The sequence below is a fragment of the Pseudomonas sp. GW821-FHT02B10 genome (genome assembly GCF_059421865.1).
Window position 1 is genome coordinate 47,713 of sequence record NZ_JBWKVU010000015.1, and the last position, 20,496, is coordinate 68,208.

Here is a 20,496-nt window from a genome sequence, read left to right on the forward strand (position 1 = left end):
TGGCTTAACGACAGGCGCTTGTCACTGGTCCTTTTCGCAGTTGACCATCCACGAGGCGCCGAAGCGGTCGACCAGCATGCCGAAGCGCGCCGCCCAGAAGGTGGCCTCCAACGGCATCTGCACAGTGCCCTGGTCCGCCAACGCGGCGAACACCCGCTCGGCCTCGGCGATGCTGTCGACATTCAGTGATATCGAGCAGCCGTGGATACCCGAATATGGCCGGTCGGGCGTGCTGTCCGAGCCCATAATGGCCTGGTCGCCCACCAGCAGGCGGGTGTGGATGACCCGGTCGTGACACTCGGCGGGAACATGGTCGCGGGCGGGGCTTTCGCCGAAGGTCATCATCACTTCGAGGGTGCCTTGCAGGCACTGGGCGTAGAACTTGAAGGCGGCGGCGCAATCGCCGTTGAAGATCAGATAGGGATTGATTTTCATGCTGGGACTCCCGGATGGCAGGGGCCGCGGGCGCGCCGGGTGAGCCAGCCCGCTGGCAAAAGCTGATGGGGTGAGGCCTTCACTAGCAAAGCCTAAACCTGTGTGGCAATGGGCTTGTTTTTAGACGGATTTCTCATGGCCCCGTGGCGGGTTATCACCCTTGGGGCACGGCCCGCCGCCCGGTTGGCGGCGGGCCTAGGTTGGCTATACCAGACGCGTCTGGGGCATACCCAGCAGGCCAGTCAGGCGATCCATGATCGCCTGTTGCCGGGCGCGGTCGGCCAGGTAGTCGGCCTCGGCGCTGGCCACATCGGCCGAGCAGTGCGGGCAGGTGGTTTCGTGGGCATGGATGTACTGCCAGCAGCCGCGGCACAGCGCCAGCTGGGTGGGCAGGCGTCCTTCCTCGGGGGATTTCTGCCCCTGGTTGATCCACGCCAGCTTGATCACCTGGCCGCTGTCGCTGACGCTGCTGACCGTCTCGCCGGTGTCGATGCGTTCGGTGATCAGGTCGAAGCGACCGACCGCGAACGACGCCTGGGCGGCGTCCTCGAGTTTGACGATGCGTTCGCGCAGGCCCTTTTTCTGCAGGTCCAGGGCGCGGTAGTGGCAGTACGGATTGTTGCCGGGCTTGCCCAGCAGCGAGTGCGAGGTCCAGGTGCAGCCGCCGCGGCACACGTCGTTGTAGTAGCAGGTGCGGCAATAACCCCAGAGGTCGTCGACCGAACGCAGGCGGCCAAAATGCATGCCCTCGCTGTAGTGCCAGATGTCGTGCAGGTTCATGTCGCGCACATTGCCGCCGGAAAACCCCACCGTCGCCAGCGAAGGGCAGCCCTTGACCGTGCCGTCGGCTTCCAGGGCCAGCACCGTTTGCCCGGCGGCGCAGCCGCTCCAGTGCACGCGCTCGTCGCCGAAGCCGCGCCACATATGCTCGTAAGGGCCGTAGTAACCGATGTTGTTGCCCACGTTCATCAGCAGGCCGCGTTCCTGGCCTTCGCGGTAGAGGCGCGCGAGCAGCGGCATCACTTCCAGCAGTTGATAGGGTTGCAGCAGCAGTTCCGGGTGGTCCACCGCGTTGCCCATGGCCACCGTCAGCTGGATCTGCCAATGGGTGGCGCCCAGTTCGATGATCTGGTTCATCAGCTCCGGCAAGTCGGGCAGGGTGGCCGCGCCGATCTGTGTGTTGACGCTGACCGCGAGCCCGGCCTGCTTGGCCCGGCGCAGGGTGTCCACGGCCTTGTCGAAGGAGCCTGGGACATTGCGCACGGCGTCGTGCAAGGGCGCTAGGCCGTCCAGCGAAACCCCCACGCCGTTGAGCCCGGCCTCCACCGCGGCCTGCATTTTCGCCGGGGTCAGGTTGCGCCCGCCGGTCTGGATCGCGCAGTAGATGCCGTGGTCGTGGATGGCCTGGATCAGGCGGGTCCAGTCCTTGCGCAAATAGGCTTCGCCGCCGATCAGGGTGACCTCCCGCGTGCCGAGGGCGGCGAGGGCGTCGATCACGTCGAGGCATTCCTGGGTGTTCAATTCATTGGGGCGTCGGTGGCCGGCGCGCGAGCCGCAATGCAGGCATTTGAGGTCGCAGGCGAGGGTGATTTCCCAGACCACATGCACCGGTACGTAACGCTTGAGGTCGGTTTCGCTGAGGTAGCGGGCGGGGCGATTGGCTGACATGGACAGTCCTTTGCGCGCACACAGGCGCGCGGCACGAACCTGGCGGATGTCCGCGCCGTCCCTGGCGATGCCGGCCCGGGCGGACAAAGGGTTTGCCAGTGGGGACCCGGGCCTGGCCCTGGGGAAGGCCAGGCCCGGACGCCACCTTTCAGCGAGCTTCGAGGCGGGCGATCTCGGCGTTCAGCTGCTGCAAGGCGCTGCGCAGCGCATCGCCGCTGGCCAGTTGCTGCTCGCCCTGGCGGACGACCGCCTTGAGCTGCGCCAGGTCACCGCTGCTTTGTGCCTGCTGCACCGCCACCGCATACAGCGGCACGGGGTGATGAGGCACGGGCTCGGGGTGCGGGATCGATGCCTGGCTGACCGTGGCGTGCTGCACGTCCTGCCAGTTGCCCTGGTAGCAGTATTTGTAGCTGGCGAAACCACTGGCCCAGTCGAGCCCGAGAATCCCGTGCAGTTGGAAGGTCGCGGCGATCTGGCTGGTCGGACCGCTGGGGTTGCCGGTCAGGCTCAGGATGATGTGGCCTTCGGTCGACGGGTGCAGCTGTAACTGGGAGTAATCGCCCCACACGTCGGCGAAGAAGTTCACCGGCGGGTAGGTGCTCTTGAACACTCGGGCCACGCCGCTGACTTTTTTCTGCACGGTGTTGACCAACAGGTCGAGGGTCAGAACCGGGGCACCCAACAGCCCCGTGGTGGCTTGGATGCGGGTATGGAACAGTCCAGTTTGCATGGTGCAACTCCTTGTTCTTGTTCAGGGAAGCCGGATGGGTTGGCGCGCCATGGTCAGCGTCGCTCGAGCCTGCCGATCTCGTCCTTGGCCGCGTCCAGCGCGCTGCGCAGCTGGGGCAATTGCTCCAGTTGCTGCTGGGCCAGGCTGGCCAGGCTCTTCATCTGGGCCAGGTCGCCGCTGGCGATGGCGCCATGAATCGGCGCGGCATACAGCGGGGTGATCGGTGGATAGGGCAGCAGGACCGGGCCGGGCTCCAGCGGTATCGGCAAGGCTGAGAAGGCGTAGGAGGGCACCGACTCGACGAGGTGGGCGGGAACGTTCTCCACCGATACCCAGCGCTGGCCGTTGTAGTACTGGTAGTTGGCGATGCCGTTCTTCCAGTCGTGATCCACCACCAGTTGAATCTTGAAAGTGATGATCGAGTTCGAGCCCGGCCCGCCCTGATTACCCTGGGCGGTGACCAGGATCTTGCTGGTGCTGGGTGGCATGACGGTCAGGTAGGTGTATTGCCCCCACACATCGGACTGCAGCTCCAGCGGCGGGTTGGTGGCCTGGGTCACCAGCGAGGTGCCGCGCACGGTCTGCTCGGGGGTGTAGACCAGCAGGTCAAGGGTGAGGCTCGGCGCGCCGGGGATCGAAGTGCCGATCCGGTAGCTGAGGGGAAACAAGCCAAGATTGGACGAAGTGGAACCGGACATGATTGCCTCCAGTGCATTAGAAAATGGAACGACCTTAGCGCCGTTCCAGACGGGCGACTTCCTGTGCCAACTGCTCGTAAGCGCTGCTCAGATCCTTGGATTCTTTCTGGGATGTATCGCGTTGTTTGAGCAGGGACTTCATCTGCGGCAGGTTGCCGAGGGAGATTGCTTCTTGAATCGCCACGCCATAAGGCGTGATGGGGTGGAGCGAGGATGAACTCATGGCGTTGCCTTCCGTGGGAGATTGTAGAGACTGCGCTATCCGGCAGCTTTTGCAGTTAAGCAGGCCGGGCACGGGGCAAACGCGAGGGTGAACAAATAACTTTGAATAGCCGTTATCGGGAAAAAATATATCCAGGCAGGACAAGGAACTGGCGCGGCCCTATAGCGCGTTTGGCAATCAGCGACCCACCGCTTACAAGGAATGAATACAAGCCGGCGCCGCCACTTAACATGCCCCGCCATCCACCTTACCTGTAGCCGCTGCCGAAGGCTGCGATCGAGCCGCAGGCTCGCGGCGAACTCACGGACGCCGAAGCCCCTGCGGGCCTTCACGCAGCCTGCGGCAGCGGCTACAGGAGGTCATTTTTTGCCAGAGGGAATGCGCAGCGGCTACAGGGGCGGTTGTTGTCTGTGGGAATGCGGTCGGCAGTCGATGGTCGCAGGTGCGGTGATTTGGCGGGGTGGTCGGCAATTGCCGTTGCGCCGCGGTTCAGGCCACGGCGCTCTGCGGCGCGCTGTTCAACAGCCGTTCCAGGGCGCCGCTGAGCAGGTGTTCCAGCAGGGTTTCGCGCTCGTGCTCGGTCAGTGGCTGTTCGTCCAGCCAGCCGGGCGCGCTGTTGAGCAGGCTGGCGATGGCATGCCCGGTGGCCAGCAGCGCCGCGTCGCCGAGCCGTGGCAGCGGGCCGAGGAGCATCAGCAGGCGGCGTTCATATTGCTCGCGCAGCTGACGCACGCGCTGCTGCTGGTCCTGATTCAGGCAACCGCTGTCGCGCTCCACCAGACGGAAATGCCGAGGCAGTTCCCGATGCAGTTTCAGGTGGGCGCGGATCAGGGTGCGCAGGCGATCGTCCGGCGCCTTGCGCCGCCGTTCGATGCGCCCCAGGGTGCCGAGCAGTTCGTCGTAGAACTCTTCGATCAGGTCCAGCAGCAGGTGCTGTTTGCTCGGGTAATGGTGATACAGCGAGCCCGGGGTCAGCCCCAGGTGGCTCGCCAGCTCGCGCATGCCGACCTGGCCGAAACCCTTGCTGGCGAACAGCTCCAGGGCCTTGTCGCGGCTTTCGGCAAAACGCGAGCAACGCTCAGCCATAGCGGTGGAAGCCGCGTTCGGTCTTGCGCCCCAGGTAACCGGCGGCGACCATTTCCTTGAGTAGCGGCGCGGGCCGGTATTTGCTGTCGTTGAAGCCATCGTAGAGGGCCTCAAGGATCGCCAGCAGGGTGTCCAGGCCGATCAGGTCGGCCAGGGCCAGCGGGCCGATCGGCTGGTTGCAGCCCAGGCGCATGCCGGCGTCGATGTCCTCGGCGCTGGCCAGGCCTTCCTGCAATACCAGGATCGCCTCGTTGATCATCGGCACCAGGATCCGGTTGACCACGAAGCCCGGGCGGTTGCCGGCGGTGATCGCGACCTTGCCCAGGCGGGTGGCCATGTCCAGGGCCAGGGTGTGGGTCGCGTCGCTGGTCTGCAGGCCGCGGATCACTTCGATCAGCCCCATCACCGGCACCGGGTTGAAGAAGTGCAGGCCGATAAAGCGCTCGGGCGCGCTGACGCTGGCGGCGAGCTGGGTGATCGACAGCGACGAGGTGTTGGAGGCGATGACACAGGTGCTGGAAACCTGGGCGGCGATCTGTTGCAGCACCCGCCGTTTCAGCTCGAGGTTTTCCGTGGCCGCTTCGATCACCAGTTGTGCGTCGACCAGGCTGGCATAGTCGGTGCTGGTGCGGATGCGCCCCAGGGTCGCCTGTTTCTGTGCTTCGTCCAGGCTGCCCTTGGCAATCTGCCGGTCGAGGTTCTTGGCCACGGTGGCCACGGCCTTTTGCAGGGCGCTGTCGCTGATGTCCAGCAAGGTCACTTCGAACCCGGCCTGGGCACAGACCTGAGCGATACCGTTACCCATGGTGCCGGCGCCGATCACACCGATATTCTGCAGATTCATCTTGGCTTCTCTTTCTTCGTCCGGAGGTGTCGCAGCGCAGCGCGAGCGCGTCTTGCAATGCAACCTTCGAGGCGCGAGTCTAGTGCCCGCGCCGACCCCGGCCTATGCCAAAAGCGCTCAGCCGCGCTGGCGTTTTTTGCCATGTCCACAGCCACAGAGAGCAGTCATTCCATGCGGGAAAAGGATTCGGTCGCGGTCTACTTCGTGCAGGTGATGGTCCACGCCTTGCGTGAGCGGCCCGAGCGCCTGGCCGCGGTGCTGGCCGAAGCGGGCATCGATCCGGCCTTGCTCGGCCAGCCCGAGGCGCGGGTGCCGGCCAGCGCGTTCGCGGCCCTGTGGCTGATCCAGATCCGCGAGCTGGGCGACGAGTTTTTCCAGCTCGATTCCCACGGCCTGCCGCCGGGGGCGTTCGCCCTGATCTGCCGCGGGCTGATCCAGGAGCCGACCCTGGAAAAGGCCTTGCGCCAATGCCTGGCCAATTTCGGCCTGTTCCTGCGCGACTTCCGTGGCAGCCTCAGCGTGCGCGGCAAGCGCGCGGTGCTGAGCCTCGACAGCCAGCCTTGCGATGACGCCGCCGGGCGTTTTGGCGAAGAGACCTTCCTGGTGCTGATGATCAGCCTGCTGTGCTGGCTCGGCGGGCGGCGCATTCCCATCGACCGCGCCGACTTTCGTTATCCGCGCCTGTCCCTGAGCGACGATGCCTTGCTCTGGGGGCCGAACCTGACCTTCGGCGCCGAGCGCACCGAAATCGAATTCGCCAGCCGTTTCCTGCGCCTGCCGGTGGTCCAGGACCTGGCCTCGCTCAAGGTCTTTCTGCGCAGCGCGCCGCAGTGGCTGGTGATCCGTTTTCGCAACCAGCACGGCCTGGCGACCCAGGTCTATCAACGCCTGCGCCGCAGTCACTACAGCCAGTGGCCGACCCTGGAAGCCTTCGCCGGCGAGGTGCAGGTCAGCCCCAGCACCCTGCGTCGGCGCCTGGAGCGCGAAGGCGTGTCGTACCAGGAGATCAAGGACGAAGTGCGCCGCGCCATGGCCGTCGAACTGCTGCGCCAGAGCCGCGCGAGCATCGGCGAAATCGCCGAGCGCACCGGCTTCCAGGAGCCCAGCGCCTTCCACCGCGCGTTCAAGAAATGGACCGGCGAAAGTCCCGGGCGCTATCGCGCGCGCTACCAGCCGATGACCTGACGGGCTGGCGCGCCGGCGTCAGTTCAAACCGCCAACCCCAAGACCTGCAACTGCCGTCGCGTCTCTGCCGCCGACCGGTGCTCAATCGCATTCCAGCCCAGGGCCTTGGCGGCGACGATATTCGGCGCGTGGTCGTCGATGAACACCAACTCCTGCGGCGCCACCTCCGGCAGGTGCGCGCGAATGCGCTGCAGGGCGGTGTGGTAGATCTCGGCGTCAGGCTTGATCTGCCGCTCCTGCCCGGACACCACGATGTCGCGAAAACGCTGGAGGAACGGATAGTTGTCCCAGGCGTAGGGGAAGGTCTCCTGGGACCAGTTGGTCAGCCCGAACAGCGGCATCTGCGCCTGGTGCAGTTCTTCCAGCAAGGCCACGCCGTCATCCAGCTGGCCGCGGAGCATTTCCGGCCAGCGCCCGTAATAGGCCTCGATCAGCGGCGCATGCTCCGGGTGTTCGGCCACCAGGCTGCGGGTCGCTTCGGCCAGGGGCCGCCCGGCGTCCTGCTGGGTATTCCAGGCCTGGGTGCAAATGGTCTCGAGGAACCATTGGCGGCGGGCATCGTCGGGGATCAGTTGGCGGTACAGGTGGTGCGGGCTCCAGTCGAACAGCACGCCACCAAAATCGAAAACCACAGCACGAATTGTCATCAGCACGTCCTTTTGAGCGGTTGTGGGTCAGGGCGACATCCTGCGACGGCAGGCGGCGCAATGCAATTTGCTGGCGTGTCGGTATGCGGGGGCGTCGGGGCTTTTGGGGGCAGGGCTAGCGTCATCCTTTTATCCGTCGACACTCTGCTGCTGCATTTTTGGATGGTGTACATATCCATTCCTGCAGTCACGGCCACTGGCGGTTATGTTGTGGGCTTCTGTATCTGTAGGAGCGAAGCTTGCTCGCGATGGCGTCGGCTCTGGCGCTGCATTTTTTGGACTGGGTACATATCCATTCCTGCGGTCACGGCCACTTACGGTTCCGCTTTTACAGCGGGTCACTTTGGAAAAGCGCCAAAGTAACCAAAACGCTTTGCCCCACCACTCGTTGCCTCGCCTAGGCTCGGCATACCCTCACTCCGGCATTGATCCGTGGGCCGCCGCAAGGGGCCATCCCTGGCCCCGTGCGGCTAACCCGGCGTCCTGCCGGGTTACCCACGGCTCAATGCCTGCGTTCGGCCATCGTGGTTAACGGGGCCTTCAGATCAAAAGCCAAAGCAAAAGCCAAACGGCGGCCTACCGGCCGACCTGAGGCTGAACGCAATTCCTGTAGCCGCTGCCGAGCTTGCGAGGCTGCGACCGGGTGCGAAGCGCCCGCCAAACCTGACAACGCGGTGCAACAGATAAATCCGCGAATCAGGATTTGCGTCTGCGACGCACCCGATCACTGCCTTCGGCAGCAGCTACAAAGCCCCCCAGCCCCAATAGCGCTCAGGACTCCCGCGCCGTGCGCCATTGAATCACCTCCAACACCGCACACCCTTCCCGGGTCAGCAGATGCACCCCTCGGGTCACCCGCGTCAGGTCGCAGTCGGAAATGTCTTTCAGGTTAAGCGTGGACAGCGTGTCCATCAGGTCGCGCACCACAGTGAAACGATGGGCCGCGCTGCTGGCCAGATCGCTCAGGGAGGTTTGGGTGTCGAGGTAGAAAACCGCTTGGTCGGAGTCGTGGGTATCGACGGGGGTGAAGCGAGAAATCGATTGATCGTCCATGGTCGTTACTCGTTGTAGAGCTTCCACCATTTGCGGCCAAGCAAATTGAGGGTGGCAGCTGTGTGAGGGTTGGCCGACCGGTTTACAACGACACCGGCACACCCGAAGGTGTCCCGCACACAGCCGCCATAACACAGAATCGCAGGCACAAAAAAAGCGTCTGCAATGGTGTTTTGGACGCTGATGCGTCGTTGTAATTCGACCGGCCAAGGTCGTTCGCGGATTTTGCCGCGAGGGCGAACTATAGGGGCGGCGCTTGAGCGGCGCAACTGCACGTAGGCGGTGGATGTTTGAGTGGTTGTGTCATGGGGTCGATGGAAATTGCAGCAGATGTGTAACTGCTCTGAGCTGGCTATCCGTTTGCATGGGACCTATCCAGCCTGAGCTTGAGGGGCTGCTGCACAAAGTGACCGAAACAAGGCTTTGGGATCCGCTTAATGGGCAGTTTGTTAATTCTATTGGTTGTTGACGGCAAGCCCCTTTGGAGGCCGGCTGATTACTTCCGGAGCGGAGTTCAAGTTGTGGCTACTGCCAGTCAAGGCGCTCTGCTTCGACTGATGTTTATGACTATGTAGCTCAGAAACTGAATTGACCTTGCCTTTGTAGTACACATGGCATACCGCTTTTGGCCGAAAGCAACCGCTCATAAAGGGCTACTTTCGGCCAAAAGCAGAATTCAAAGCGCCTACTAAACTGCCTGTGCGTCAAAAGCTATAAGGGTGCGCCATAAAAACCCCTATCTTGCGCTAATGCCTGGTACATCACTTTTTTCCAATGATTAGAAAAATATGATGTCGAGTTAGATACTGATGTCAGGTATCTTGAAAACTCCTCGGGCGAAATGTCAGACAAATAGCCGCGACGCAAATCAACAAGAGCGCTTAGTTCATCGGCGGCCTGTACGCTGTAACGAGTTCCAATATTAAAATCTCTGAAATGATTTGATGCTCTGTTTTTTTCAATATCACTCCATTCATTGGGTGGTTCAGAAAAATACTCTAAGCTGCAGGGGTGTGTAAGGTTTACTTTTGCGAACACCCATTGCTCTAAAAAAAATTTATTATCATCAAAATACGGATGAATAGCTTGCTCGCCTTCTGCAGTCGCGAGGGCATTGCTCTTCTCGGTATTACAATCTCTACAGCAAGGTACCAAGTTTTGTGGAAGCACGGCATATTGAGGGTAATTAGCTTTAGGTAGATAGTGATCCAGACTTTTAGGCCTGCCTATCCCACCACAAAAAGGACACTGCTCGTTAGCGGCCACTAAAATCACATCATATAACCCTCTACCAGGCTGCCTATTGACCATGTGGTATCCATACAGCTTGATAAGCTCACTCTTCCTTACGTCAGCAATGACAATTGGGTCTTCGCCTTTTGGATGTATTAGCGGTGGAATAGAATAAACACTACCAACTCGCGCTTGGTCGATATACGTATTCGACGCCCTCTCAATAAAGTCCGAAACACCATTCAAACGCTCTTTCAAACTCAAGTCAAAAACAGAAGCTAGGCATAAATTATATGATTGCATCGCAGTGCATTCAGGTAGGTTGAGGCGCCTCATTTGCTGCCTCCTAAATCACGACTAGCAATCAGTGCTCTAACTATTGCTTGGGCTTCAAAGCCCAGCTGTCCACCGTATTCAAGTAGTACTTGCTCGAAAGTTCCGCCGGCGTCGACTGAAAGTTTAAGCATTTTGTGAAAGCCTGACTTTCTCACCTCTAAGCCAAAAGCTTCACGCGTCAATACGCCAACATTCTCTCCAAACGTTTGAACTTCAGGCCTTTCAGTTCCTATTACTAATCTAGATCTATTGATTTTCCACGAACAAGAAGTCGGGATCTCCTGCAAAACAACAGGGGAGTGCGTAGCAATAATAGCTACACCATTTCTGTCGAGGAGAAGCTCACTTAAAGCCCTTATAAAAGCTGATAGCAGAGGAGGATGAAGGTGGCTTTCAGGTTCATCAATTACAACTAGAGTCTTCTCTTCTACAGTTGCCACAAGTTTGGTAATTGTCAAAAGTACTATTGCGTGCCCCGAGCTCATCCTAACAATCAGCTCCAATGCCTTAGCGTTAAAATCTTGCCCCGTCAAACCCATCAATCTAGGTAATTCCATGTCAGCAAAATTTTCGTCAGACTCTAGATTTTCAATTGCACTTAGCCAGCGCAATTTCTTACCTGGCTGACTCATACACAGAGCCAAGCTTTTCAAGTACTCCTGATGAATTTCCTCTAAGGTTTTCAGTTCTGAGTTTTTGGAAGAAACTTTCTTTAAGCCTACATAGTAGTAACATGTGCCCTTAGCAGGATCAGACTGTTCAGGAGGCGGTGTAAATGGATCAAAAGCGCTAAACGAGACAGACACTAAGCTACTAAAATAATCAGCGCCTATTTGGGCTTTTTCAAAAAGCCCATCTTTAAAGAAGCCCTCGTCACACCCTAGTCCACCCGTTACTGCTTGAATCATTCCGTTTAATATTGTTGTTTTTCCAACCCCGTTGCGACCAATAAGGGCATGGATGTTTGTACTTGGTTTTGACTCTGATTTCACATCGAAGCTAAGTTCTATGCCTGCCTGTCTCTCAGTTGCAAGTCTTAAGTATGAAAAGGAGAAGTTTGTTCTAACTACTCCCCCATTTAAAACCCTCTTGAACTGTTCCTTAATCGCTGTGAGACTAACACCCCTTAGCAAGGAAGTACTAAATACGTCCTCCCCCATCGCTGCATCTAGATGCTTTTCATTCCACACAATGTCGCACAAGGATTTTAGATAGTCATTTCTTGTGTCTTCGCTTTCGATTTTAGCTAGCTTTTCGTAGTATTCCAGCTCTGTGCCAAGAGAGAAGAAGCCCTCTGGTAGAAACTTGAATGGTGAAGTTAGTCTGGAGTAAGTTGATACGGATGTAGTCTGACCTTTAAATCCAACTTTAACATTCCCCAAGTCGTGTTGATTACCATTTCTATCGCACAGCGTCACATAAAACATTGTGACGTACGAGTAATCATTCCAATTGTCGTACCTTAGAAAGACTGTGTTTGCGGTCGAGGAAGGAATTTTGTCATTGCGCCCTAGTATAAAAAAATCCATTTTTCTACCTTATTCTATTAACCGAGAAAAACCATTCTGAGTTATCTAAAATCAGATCTCAACCTATGAGGTGAACCACACTTTGCATAATCACATTTGGCTGACTCCTTTTGGCCGATTCTGTTGAAAAAGTCGGTTTTCCTAAAACGCTCGAACATTGATGGGTGAAAACACCTCTTTTGCACGCTGCTACGTGAAATCCGAGTCCTGAACCTTCTGCCAAAAACACAGATTTCAATCTCAGGCGCGTATTTTTCTGCCGTGGAAACCGAAGCCGACTTTTTCAACAGAATCGGCCATTATTTGCCTGTCACGATCGCAGCTGATTGCTGCTAAATGTGAAGAGCCGCCTGCACTTGTATTGATTTTTTAGCCAATTCAGCCAGAGCGTTTCAAGAACTCCAGATCGAATGACACATTTGTAATACGGCTAGCGTCAGGTACAGGTTGCCATTCGGCAGTGGTTGAGTCGATTTCGCGTAGAGCCATTGTCATGCTTCGTGAGGCGCGCCCACCCGATCTATACGCAGGCAGCGCACCAAGTACTGGCCGTTAATGGAATCACCCATTTTGAGTTGTGAAATGACTGCGCCAGAAACTCGGTGATCAGCGACGCAATCTGCTGCTGGATCAACGCCCGCGGTCGAGCGTTGTCGCCATCCCGGCAAATGACGCCATCGCCTGGTGCCTCTTCTTCGAGCAACGCCAGCGCGCCAGGTTTGCACAGCGACAAAAAGCTGAAGTGGCTGGCGTCCTCGATCTCGACGTAGCGATTCGTCGCAGGGGGCAAGCGCTTGCTCAGGTCGGCGGACTCCAACCGCGCGGGAAGGTCTTCAGAGGGCACGCCCGCTGCGATCACCAGTGTCGGCACCGGCAGCGTCGCCAGGCTTTCATCGGTCAGGCCGCGTGACAGGCCCAGGTCCAGGGAAACGATGGCGGTGACACGTTTGTCGCTCAGGTCGGCGACCAGCCGGGCTTTCGATGCCGGGGTGCTGTCGGGGTTGATCTGTTTGTAAACGCTGCAACTGGCCAGTTGCGGATGGGTGATGCAGTCCTGGACAAAACGGTCGGGATCGAATCGAGCACCGGCGATTTCCAGGGCTGTCCAGCCGCCAAGGGAATGACCTACCACTGCAATTTTCTGCTTCGCCACTAACCCGAAGTGTTCCGGCTGGGCCATGACCGCATTGATGGTCCGCTGCAGGTCGACGGGACGCTGCCACAACTGTGCCGCGGCTTTAGGGTTGCGATCGCGGGTGGTGGTGCCGGGGTGGTTGACCGCCGCCACGATGTAACCCTGACGGACCAGCGCACTGGCCAGCCATGATTGGTTCTCCCAATTACCGCGAAAGCCGTGGGAGAGCACCACCAGTGGATGCGCGCCTGCGGCCGGAGGAGCATCGCGGACGGCCAGGGCACCGACAAACACCGGAGTATCGGCGATCAACTGCGGTGTGGCAGTGGTTGCGCTCGGGTACCAAACGACCAACTCCAGCGGACGGTCGTTTTGCTTGTCTGGCAACGTCGAGGCCCGGAAGCCGATGGGGTTGTCGCCAGCGAATGCATGTATGTTCAGGCAGATAAGGAGCAGGGCGCCAAGCACTGTTTTCATTGTTTTCATCTTCCTTGATGGGATCGGCGTCGATGGGACGCGATCAGGTGCGCGGGAAACATATCAGCCCTCGCGTCGGCACACACAGCCATTTCTGATGCCCATTGAATCGACTTGTTTTCTAGGCGCACCCCAGTGAGCGCTTCTGGCCGGCAGCAGCCTCCGCTTCTTCCAAGCCCCACCCATCAATCAACAATCACCCGTTCATTCGGGTCATCCCCCAAACACACGCTCAGCTGTTGCCCAGCCTTGTTGAACGCACAATGAGGCAAAGCCCGCTCCTTGATAAAACTCAACGCCGGCAGGATAAACACGCCGGCCAGGATCAGCGCCCCCACGGTCCGGCGGAACAGTTCTTCCGCGCTGGTGGCGGCTGGCCGGGGCTTGAGGCGTCCGCGTCGATACCAGTACAGCCCGCTGAAGACCAGGCCGCAGCCGATCGCCATCGCGTAGTCCAGCTCCCAGGACTGCGGGCTGAAGATCAGGTTGCCGTCGGCATCGTCCGGGTAATTGATCCGCCACCAGGCACCGAGCAGCAGCGGCACCAGGCCGGCGACGAGCCAGGCCAGGCGGGCGCCGGGCATACGGGTGAGCAGGGCGAGGGCCAGGCCGAGGGCGCAGACGAGCCACAGGCCGAGGAACAACTGGAAGCCCATGGCGCCGCCGAACAGGGTGCCGCTGACGTCGCGGGGGATGATCAGTTGCAGGTCGGCGAAGACCATCAGGGACAGCGGGGCCGCTACGGCGATCCAGCTCAACAGGTGGTAGAGCCAGGTCCACAGGGTGAACAGGCGACGGATAAGAGGGTTCGGCAAAGAGGGGGCGGGCGCCAACACGTTTCTTCCTTGGGCGGTGTTCGGGGCGCGCAGTATGCAAGGCCGCCGCCGGTTTTGCATCAGCCGCCGTGCAGCAGGGCGGGGCACAGAGACCCCGCCCGAGGGGGGTTAGAACTGCTCCGCTTCGAGGCCGAACAGCGAGGAACTGCCGGCGCGGATGCTTTGCTCCAGGCTGAGGATGCGCGGCAGCAGGCGGCTGAAGTAGAAACGCGCGGTGGCCAGCTTGGCGCCGTAGAAACGCTCGTCCTCGGCGTGCTTGTGCTCGGCCACTTGGGCCATGCGCGCCCACAGGTAGGCGTAGGCCACGTAGCCGAACAGGTGCAGGTATTCGACGCAGGCGCTGCCCACGGCGTTGGGGTTCTGCACCGCCTGTTCGCGCAGCCAGTCGCTGAGGTCTTCCAGGCGCTGCACGGCGTCCAGCAGCTCGGCGGCGTAGGCGGCGCCGGGCAGGTAGGCGTAGTCGTGGATCTCGCCGGTGAACAGGCGCAGGGCCACACCGCCGTTGCCCACTACCTTGCGGCCCAGCAGGTCGAGGGCCTGGATGCCATTGGTGCCTTCATAGATCTGCGCGATGCGCACATCCCGCACCAGTTGCTCCTGGCCCCATTCGCGGATATAGCCGTGGCCGCCGAAGACCTGCTGGCCGAGGATGCAACTGTCCAGCCCGGTGTCGGTGAAGAACGCCTTGGCCACTGGGGTCAGCAGCGCCACCAGGGCCTCGGCGTTGTGCCGCTCATGGGGCTGGTCGGCGAACTTGGCCAGGTCCAGCTGCTGGCCGACGTAACTGGCGAAGGCCCGGCCGCCCTCGGTCATGGCTTTCATGGACAGCAGCATGCGCCGCACATCGGGGTGGACGATGATCGGATCGGCGATCTTGTCCTTGGCCACCGGGCCTGCGGGCGAGCGGCTCTGGATGCGCTCGCGGGCGTAGGTGCGGGCGTTCTGGTAGGCGTTCTCGGCGCAACCGATGCCCTGGATGCCGATGGACAGGCGCTCGTAGTTCATCATGGTGAACATCGCTGCCAGGCCCTTGTTGGCCTCGCCGATCAGCCAGCCGCTGGCGCCGTCGAAGTTCAGCACGCAGGTGGCCGAGGCCTTGATCCCCATCTTGTGCTCGATGGAGCCGCAGCTCACCGCGTTGGCCTGGCCGAGGTTGCCCTGGGCGTCGACCTGGATCTTCGGCACCAGGAACAGCGAGATGCCCTTGGGCCCGGCCGGGGCGTCCGGCAGCTTGGCCAGGACCAGGTGGATGATATTTTCGGTCAGGTCCTGCTCGCCGCCGGTGATGAAAATCTTGCTGCCGCTGATCCGGTAGCTGCCGTCGGCCTGGGGTTCGGCGCGGGTGCGGATGATCCCCAGGTCAGTGCCGGCATGGGCCTCGGTCAGGCACATGGAGCCGGCCCAGCGACCTTCGTACATGGGCGGCAGGTACAGCGCCTTGAGCGCCTCGCTGGCGTGGGCGTCGATGGCCAGGCAGGCGCCGGAACTCAGGGCCGAATACAGGGCGAAGCTGGAATTGGCGGCGTAGAGCATTTCTTCGAACTGCACCGCGAGCATCTTCGGCATGCCCATGCCGCCGTAGGCCGGGTTACCGCTTAGGCCCACCCAGCCGCCCTGGATATAGGTGGCGTAGGCCTCCTTGAAACCGGCGGGGGTGCGCACCCGGCCGTTGTCCCAGGTGGCGCCTTCCTCGTCGCCGCTGCGGTTGAGCGGGGCGATCAGCTGGCCGGTGACCTTGGCCGCTTCTTCGAGAATCGCATCGGCGGTATCGGCATCCACCGTCTCCGCCAGGGCCGGCAGCCGGGCCCAGAGCCTGGGCGCGTTGAACACTTCATGCAGGACAAAGCGCATGTCACGCAGGGGGGCGTTGAATTCAGGCATCGCAACAAACCTCGGGCAAGAGTGGCGGTTGAACGGCCGGGGCCGGGTGATTCAAAAAGGCTAGGCCCCGCCATGCCGACTCCCTGCAGGGCAACGACATGCACGGGGTTTCTGTCTATTCAAGCTAGAGGTTTTTCGCCATGTCGCGCAGGACGAACTTCTGGATCTTGCCGGTGGAGGTCTTGGGCAACTGGCTGAACACCACGGTGCGCGGCACCTTGAAGCCCGCCAGGTGTTCCCGACAGAAGGCAATGATCTGCGCCTCGCTGACCTGCTGGTGGTCGGCCTTGAGGGTGATGAAGGCGCAGGGCGTCTCGCCCCATTTCTCGTCGGGGCGGGCCACCACCGCGGCTTCCAGCACTGCCGGGTGACGATAGAGCACGCCTTCCAGCTCGATGGTGGAAATATTCTCGCCGCCGGAAATGATGATGTCCTTGAGCCGGTCGCGGATCTCCACATAACCGTCCGGGTGGGTCACCCCCAGGTCGCCGGTGTGGAACCAGCCGCCCTCGAAGGCCTCGGCGGTGGCGCTGGGGTTCTTCAGGTAGCCCTTCATCACCGTGTTGCCGCGCATGAAGATCTCGCCGATGGTCTGGCCGTCGCGGGGCGTGGGTTCGAGGGTTTTCGGGTCGGCCACCATCACCCCTTCCAGGGTCGGGTAACGCACGCCCTGGCGCGACTTGATCTGCGCCCGCTGTTCCAGGGGCAACTCGTCCCAGGCCGCGTGCCAGGCGCACAGGGTCACCGGCCCGTAGACCTCGGTCAGGCCGTAGACGTGGGTCACCTTGATGCCCATTTCTTCCACCGCGCCAATCACCTTGGCCGGTGGCGCGGCCCCGGCGACCATGGCGTCGACCGGGTGATCGATGGCGGCCTTGGCCGAGTCCGGCATGTTCACCAGGGCATTGAGCACGATGGGCGCGCCGCACAGGTGCGTGACCTGGTGCTCGCGGATCAGGTTGAGGATCTTCTGCGGGTCGACCCGGCGCAGGAACACATGGACCCCGGCCAGGGCGGTGACGGTCCAGGGGTAGCACCAGCCGTTGCAGTGGAACATCGGCAGGGTCCACAGGTACACCGGGTGGTTGCCCATGGCCCAGGTCATCTGGTTGCCCAGGGCATTGAGGTAGGCGCCGCGGTGGTGATAGACCACGCCCTTGGGGTTGCCGGTGGTGCCCGAGGTGTAGTTCAGGGCGATGGCCTGCCATTCGTCATCCGGCCACTGCCAGGCGAATTCCGGGTCGCCCTCGGCGAGGAAGGCCTCGTAGTCCAGCTCGCTGACCGGCTGGCCCTCGCCGTACTCGGGGTCGTCGAGGTCGATCACCAAAGGCGGCTGGTCGAGCATGGCCACGGCGGCGTGGATCACCTCATGGAACTCGCGGTCGGCGATCAATACCTTGGCCTCGCCGTGGGCCAGCATGAAGGCGATGGCCTCGGCGTCCAGGCGCACGTTGAGGGCATTGAGCACGGCGCCGATCATCGGCACGCCAAAGTGGGCTTCGAGCATGGCCGGGATATTCGGCAGCATCACCGCCACTGTGTCGTTCTTGCCGATTCCGCGCCCGGCCAGGGCCGAGGCCAGGCGCCGGCAGCGGCTGTAGGTCTGGGCCCAGGTGCGGCGGATCGAACCGTGGATCACCGCCGGGTAATCGGGGTAAACGGCGGCGGTGCGCTCGATGAAGCTCAAGGGGGACAGGGCGATATGGTTGACGGCCGTCGGCGCGAGGCCTTGCTCGTAGATGGACATGGTTCGGGTACCCGGTGGCTGATTGTTAGCTCTATTGGCCGAGGCCATTTTTGCGGCACTCGGTGACTTATCCGGGAGCTTTTATATACTGCTTGGCAATGGATATGGAAGTACTACCTGAGTTGTATAGTATTTATACTATATTAATAATTCGCTGATCCAGCCCGCAGGTTTATCGACGATGCCCACCTCCACCCACTTGAACCGCTGGCTGCGCCTGCAGCGTGAAGGCCGGCTGCCGGACTCGCCCTGGCTGGGCCATGACCCGCAACCCAGCCTGCTGCTGGACGCCGAGGCGCGGCCCGTGGACCTGAACCCGGCGCTCTTGCAATGGCTGGATAGCGAGGCGTCGAGCGAGGTCGCGGCGCTGCTGCCGGTCAATCACCCGGCCCTGGTCCGGGCCTGCCTGGAGCAACAGCGGGCCATCGAAGAGGTCGAGGCCCAGTGGGGCGAGCGGGTGCTGCTCTGGAGCTTTATCCCCGACCCGCACAGGCAACGGGTCCTGGCCCGGTGCCGCGAAGCCACGGCGCAGATCCTCGCCGAGCGCGAGTCGGCCACGGCCCGGCGCCTGTACCGGCTGATCACCGAGAACACCACCGACCTGATTTCCCGGCATACCCCGGACGGCACCTTTCTCGACGCTTCACCGGCGTCCTGGACCCTGCTTGGCTACTGGCCCGAAGCACTGCGCGGGCGCCTGGCCCGCAGCCTGTTCCACAGCCAGGACCTGGCCGGGCTGACGCAGCGCACCCGGGACGCCCTGGAGCAGGACGGCTACCACACCATGACCTACCGCATCCGCCATCGCGACGGCCATTACCTGTGGTTCGAGACCGCCTGCCGGGCGATCCGCGAAACCTACACCGGGGCGGTGGTGGAAGTGGTGGCGGTGTCGCGGGACATCACCTCCCGGGTCCAGGCCGAAGAGAACAAGCGGCGCCTGGCGGAAGTGGTGGAGGCCAACCCCGACCCGGTGCTGTTCATCCAGCCCGGCGGCGCGGTGACCTACCTCAACCCTGCGGCCCGACGCACCCTGGGCCTGGAGGCCGGGCAGCCGATGCCGGACCTGGCAAGCATCCTCACCCAGGAAGTGCTGGACAGCCTGCAACGCGAAGGCTGGCACCGCGCCGAACACACAGGCCGCTGGAGCATCGAGGCGCGCCTGCAACCGCCGGCCGGCGGCGCGTCGGTGCCGGTGTCGCTGATGTTGCTGGCCCATCGCGCGGCCAGTGGCGAGCGCTTCTATTCCCTGGTGGCCCACGACCAGAGCGAACGGGAATTGCGCGAGGCCCAGCAGCGCCATCACCAGGACGAACTGGCCCACACCGCGCGCCTGGTGACCCTGGGCGAACTGGCCTCGGGCATTGCCCATGAGATCAATCAGCCCCTGGCGGCGGTGGTCAATTACGCCAACGCCAGCCAACGTTATCTGCAAGCCCTCGACACTCAGCCCGAGGCCGCCCGCAAGGTCGCCCAGGGCCTGGAGCGGATCGCCGAACAGGCCACCCACGCCGCCGAAGTGATCAAGCGTCTGCGGGCCTTCCTGCGCAAGGGCGGGCGCCGGGTCCAGGCCCTGGACCTGGCCGAGGTGGCCCGGGAAACGGTGCGCCTGTGCGCCTGGGAGGCGCAGGCCTGCCAGGTGACGATCGAACTGCGCCTGGCGGATAATCTGCCGCCGGTGTACGCCGACCGGATCTTGCTCGAGCAGGTGCTGTTGAATCTGCTGCGCAACGCCATCGAGGCCAATCGCGAGGTGCATCCGCAGCAGGGCTCGCAGATCGTCCTCGGTGCCCGGGCCAGTAGCGAAGGCGGGGTCGAGGTCAGCGTCAGCGACCAGGGCCCGGGCGTCTCCGCCGAGCAGCTGGCGCAGCTGTTCACCCCGTTCTACACCAGCAAGGCCAACGGCCTGGGGCTCGGGCTGTCCATGAGCCGCAGCATCGTCGAAGGCTTCGGCGGCGACTTGCAGGCCCAGCCCCAGAGCCGCGGCTTGAAGATGTGCTGCCACTTGCCGGCGACGGCCCCGGCGCAAGCCGATTCACCCACCCAACCGATAACAGGAGCAAGGCAATGACGAGTGCGGCGCAGCAGCTGGTGTATGTGGTCGACGACGACCCGGGCATGCTCGACTCCACCGTCTGGCTGCTGGAATCGGTGGGCCTCAAGGCCGTGCCCTTCACCAGCGGCCGGGAGTTCCTCGAACACTGCGACCCCAGCCTCGACGCCTGCGTGCTGCTGGATGTGCGCATGCCCGGCATGGGCGGGCTGAATGTCCAGGAAGAGCTACGCCAGCGGGATATCCACCTGCCGCTGATCTTTGTCAGCGGCCACGCCGATGTGCCCATCGTGGTGCGGGCGTTCAAGGCCGGCGCCGTGGACTTTATCGAGAAGCCATACAACGAACAGCTACTGCTGGACAGTGTGCAGCAGGCCCTGAGCCGCGCCGACGACCGCCACAGCCGCAACGCCGGGCAGGCCCGGGTCGAAGCGCGCCTGGAGAGCCTCACGCCGCGGGAGAAGGACGTGCTGCTGCCGTTGGTGCAGGGCTACAGCAATCGCGAGATCGCCGAGCAACTGGGGGTCAGCGTCAAGACCATCGACCTGTATCGCTCGCGGGTGATGAAGCGCATGCAGGCCGAGCACCTGCCGGAACTGGTGGGCATGGCCATCGCCGTCGGGCTGGTGGACCCGCTGCAATTGCGCTGAGGCTGCGGCCACCGCACTTTTTGCGTTTTTGCGGTTCTATTCAGGGCCAG

Annotated in this window: 18 protein-coding genes; 3 read left to right on the forward strand and 15 right to left on the reverse strand. The window is 61.7% G+C overall.

All coding sequences use genetic code 11. The features are described from left to right. Positions 1 to 21: 21 nt before the first annotated feature. The 7 genes from AC07VU_RS26115 to AC07VU_RS26145 all read right to left on the reverse strand — a co-directional run bounded on the left by AC07VU_RS26115 (position 22) and on the right by AC07VU_RS26145 (position 5,684). Positions 22 to 435, reverse strand: coding sequence for a VOC family protein (locus AC07VU_RS26115; protein WP_053260434.1), 414 nt, complete (start codon positions 433 to 435; stop codon positions 22 to 24). 204 nt (positions 436 to 639) lie between these two features. Further along, positions 640 to 2,103 carry a GDL motif peptide-associated radical SAM/SPASM maturase gene (locus AC07VU_RS26120; RefSeq protein ID WP_007932309.1) on the reverse strand — a complete coding sequence of 488 codons (1,464 nt, stop codon included), beginning with the start codon at positions 2,101 to 2,103 and terminating at the stop codon, positions 640 to 642. Positions 2,104 to 2,251: 148 nt separating this feature from the next. Then, on the reverse strand, positions 2,252 to 2,833 hold the full coding sequence (locus AC07VU_RS26125) for a DUF1842 domain-containing protein (RefSeq protein ID WP_087088417.1): 582 nt from the start codon (positions 2,831 to 2,833) through the stop codon (positions 2,252 to 2,254). Between the two features lie 53 nt (positions 2,834 to 2,886). Next, entirely contained in the window at positions 2,887 to 3,531 is a 645-nt protein-coding gene (locus tag AC07VU_RS26130; protein WP_053260436.1) for a DUF1842 domain-containing protein, read from the reverse strand. A gap of 34 nt (positions 3,532 to 3,565) precedes the next feature. Then, positions 3,566 to 3,754, reverse strand: a complete 189-nt coding sequence (locus AC07VU_RS26135) for a DUF1843 domain-containing protein (RefSeq protein ID WP_150050007.1) — start codon at positions 3,752 to 3,754, stop codon at positions 3,566 to 3,568. Between the two features lie 489 nt (positions 3,755 to 4,243). Beyond that, complete coding sequence (locus AC07VU_RS26140) at positions 4,244 to 4,840, reverse strand: TetR/AcrR family transcriptional regulator (protein ID WP_062822931.1); 597 nt, start codon at positions 4,838 to 4,840, stop codon at positions 4,244 to 4,246. Beyond that, positions 4,833 to 5,684, reverse strand: a complete 852-nt coding sequence (locus tag AC07VU_RS26145) for a 3-hydroxybutyryl-CoA dehydrogenase (protein WP_495030749.1) — start codon at positions 5,682 to 5,684, stop codon at positions 4,833 to 4,835. The genes AC07VU_RS26140 and AC07VU_RS26145 overlap by 8 nt, the downstream gene beginning before the upstream one ends. A gap of 171 nt (positions 5,685 to 5,855) precedes the next feature. Between AC07VU_RS26145 and AC07VU_RS26150 the strand changes: the two genes are divergently transcribed. After that, entirely contained in the window at positions 5,856 to 6,869 is a 1,014-nt protein-coding gene (locus AC07VU_RS26150; protein WP_495030800.1) for an AraC family transcriptional regulator, read from the forward strand. 23 nt (positions 6,870 to 6,892) lie between these two features. Here AC07VU_RS26150 and AC07VU_RS26155 read toward each other — a convergent pair whose 3' ends face one another. The 8 genes from AC07VU_RS26155 to AC07VU_RS26190 form a co-directional block, all read right to left on the reverse strand. Then, positions 6,893 to 7,516 carry an HAD family hydrolase gene (locus tag AC07VU_RS26155; RefSeq protein WP_495030750.1) on the reverse strand — a complete coding sequence of 208 codons (624 nt, stop codon included), beginning with the start codon at positions 7,514 to 7,516 and terminating at the stop codon, positions 6,893 to 6,895. Between the two features lie 771 nt (positions 7,517 to 8,287). Next, positions 8,288 to 8,569: a hypothetical protein gene (locus AC07VU_RS26160; protein WP_495030751.1), complete on the reverse strand. Its 282-nt coding sequence runs from the start codon at positions 8,567 to 8,569 to the stop codon at positions 8,288 to 8,290. A gap of 711 nt (positions 8,570 to 9,280) precedes the next feature. After that, positions 9,281 to 10,138: an HNH endonuclease gene (locus tag AC07VU_RS26165; protein ID WP_495030752.1), complete on the reverse strand. Its 858-nt coding sequence runs from the start codon at positions 10,136 to 10,138 to the stop codon at positions 9,281 to 9,283. After that, positions 10,135 to 11,667 (reverse strand): AAA family ATPase, encoded by a 1,533-nt coding sequence (locus AC07VU_RS26170; protein WP_495030753.1) that lies wholly within the window; start codon positions 11,665 to 11,667, stop codon positions 10,135 to 10,137. Before AC07VU_RS26170 ends, AC07VU_RS26165 begins: the two co-directional genes overlap by 4 nt. Positions 11,668 to 12,187: 520 nt before the next feature. Beyond that, entirely contained in the window at positions 12,188 to 13,279 is a 1,092-nt protein-coding gene (locus AC07VU_RS26175) for an alpha/beta hydrolase family protein (RefSeq protein WP_495030754.1), read from the reverse strand. Between the two features lie 185 nt (positions 13,280 to 13,464). Further along, entirely contained in the window at positions 13,465 to 14,115 is a 651-nt protein-coding gene (locus AC07VU_RS26180; RefSeq protein ID WP_495030755.1) for a hypothetical protein, read from the reverse strand. 108 nt (positions 14,116 to 14,223) lie between these two features. Next, a complete protein-coding gene (locus AC07VU_RS26185; protein ID WP_495030756.1) occupies positions 14,224 to 15,996 on the reverse strand; it encodes an acyl-CoA dehydrogenase C-terminal domain-containing protein in 1,773 nt (590 codons plus the stop codon). 124 nt (positions 15,997 to 16,120) lie between these two features. Beyond that, positions 16,121 to 17,743 (reverse strand): acyl-CoA synthetase, encoded by a 1,623-nt coding sequence (locus AC07VU_RS26190; protein ID WP_053260450.1) that lies wholly within the window; start codon positions 17,741 to 17,743, stop codon positions 16,121 to 16,123. A 181-nt stretch (positions 17,744 to 17,924) separates the two neighbouring features. On the opposite strand from AC07VU_RS26190, the gene AC07VU_RS26195 reads away from it, so the two are divergent. Both AC07VU_RS26195 and AC07VU_RS26200 read left to right on the forward strand, forming a co-directional pair. Continuing rightward, a complete protein-coding gene (locus AC07VU_RS26195; RefSeq protein ID WP_495030757.1) occupies positions 17,925 to 19,814 on the forward strand; it encodes a PAS domain-containing sensor histidine kinase in 1,890 nt (629 codons plus the stop codon). Then, positions 19,811 to 20,446, forward strand: a complete 636-nt coding sequence (locus AC07VU_RS26200) for a response regulator transcription factor (RefSeq protein WP_053260452.1) — start codon at positions 19,811 to 19,813, stop codon at positions 20,444 to 20,446. The genes AC07VU_RS26195 and AC07VU_RS26200 overlap by 4 nt, the downstream gene beginning before the upstream one ends. Positions 20,447 to 20,496 lie beyond the last annotated feature (50 nt).

Excerpts from the sequence above, each read along its gene's own strand:
- AC07VU_RS26185 (WP_495030756.1), bottom strand. The coding sequence starts at position 15,996 with ATGCCTGAATTCAACGCCCCCCTGCGTGACATGCGCTTTGTCCTGCAT.
- AC07VU_RS26200 (WP_053260452.1), top strand. The coding sequence starts at position 19,811 with ATGACGAGTGCGGCGCAGCAGCTGGTGTATGTGGTCGACGACGACCCG.
- AC07VU_RS26125 (WP_087088417.1), bottom strand. The coding sequence starts at position 2,833 with ATGCAAACTGGACTGTTCCATACCCGCATCCAAGCCACCACGGGGCTG.
- AC07VU_RS26160 (WP_495030751.1), bottom strand. The coding sequence starts at position 8,569 with ATGGACGATCAATCGATTTCTCGCTTCACCCCCGTCGATACCCACGAC.
- AC07VU_RS26190 (WP_053260450.1), bottom strand. The coding sequence starts at position 17,743 with ATGTCCATCTACGAGCAAGGCCTCGCGCCGACGGCCGTCAACCATATC.
- AC07VU_RS26130 (WP_053260436.1), bottom strand. The coding sequence starts at position 3,531 with ATGTCCGGTTCCACTTCGTCCAATCTTGGCTTGTTTCCCCTCAGCTAC.
- AC07VU_RS26155 (WP_495030750.1), bottom strand. The coding sequence starts at position 7,516 with ATGACAATTCGTGCTGTGGTTTTCGATTTTGGTGGCGTGCTGTTCGAC.
- AC07VU_RS26170 (WP_495030753.1), bottom strand. The coding sequence starts at position 11,667 with ATGGATTTTTTTATACTAGGGCGCAATGACAAAATTCCTTCCTCGACC.
- AC07VU_RS26120 (WP_007932309.1), bottom strand. The coding sequence starts at position 2,103 with ATGTCAGCCAATCGCCCCGCCCGCTACCTCAGCGAAACCGACCTCAAG.
- AC07VU_RS26145 (WP_495030749.1), bottom strand. The coding sequence starts at position 5,684 with ATGAATCTGCAGAATATCGGTGTGATCGGCGCCGGCACCATGGGTAAC.
- AC07VU_RS26135 (WP_150050007.1), bottom strand. The coding sequence starts at position 3,754 with ATGAGTTCATCCTCGCTCCACCCCATCACGCCTTATGGCGTGGCGATT.
- AC07VU_RS26195 (WP_495030757.1), top strand. The coding sequence starts at position 17,925 with ATGCCCACCTCCACCCACTTGAACCGCTGGCTGCGCCTGCAGCGTGAA.
- AC07VU_RS26165 (WP_495030752.1), bottom strand. The coding sequence starts at position 10,138 with ATGAGGCGCCTCAACCTACCTGAATGCACTGCGATGCAATCATATAAT.
- AC07VU_RS26140 (WP_062822931.1), bottom strand. The coding sequence starts at position 4,840 with ATGGCTGAGCGTTGCTCGCGTTTTGCCGAAAGCCGCGACAAGGCCCTG.
- AC07VU_RS26175 (WP_495030754.1), bottom strand. The coding sequence starts at position 13,279 with ATGAAAACAGTGCTTGGCGCCCTGCTCCTTATCTGCCTGAACATACAT.
- AC07VU_RS26150 (WP_495030800.1), top strand. The coding sequence starts at position 5,856 with ATGCGGGAAAAGGATTCGGTCGCGGTCTACTTCGTGCAGGTGATGGTC.
- AC07VU_RS26115 (WP_053260434.1), bottom strand. The coding sequence starts at position 435 with ATGAAAATCAATCCCTATCTGATCTTCAACGGCGATTGCGCCGCCGCC.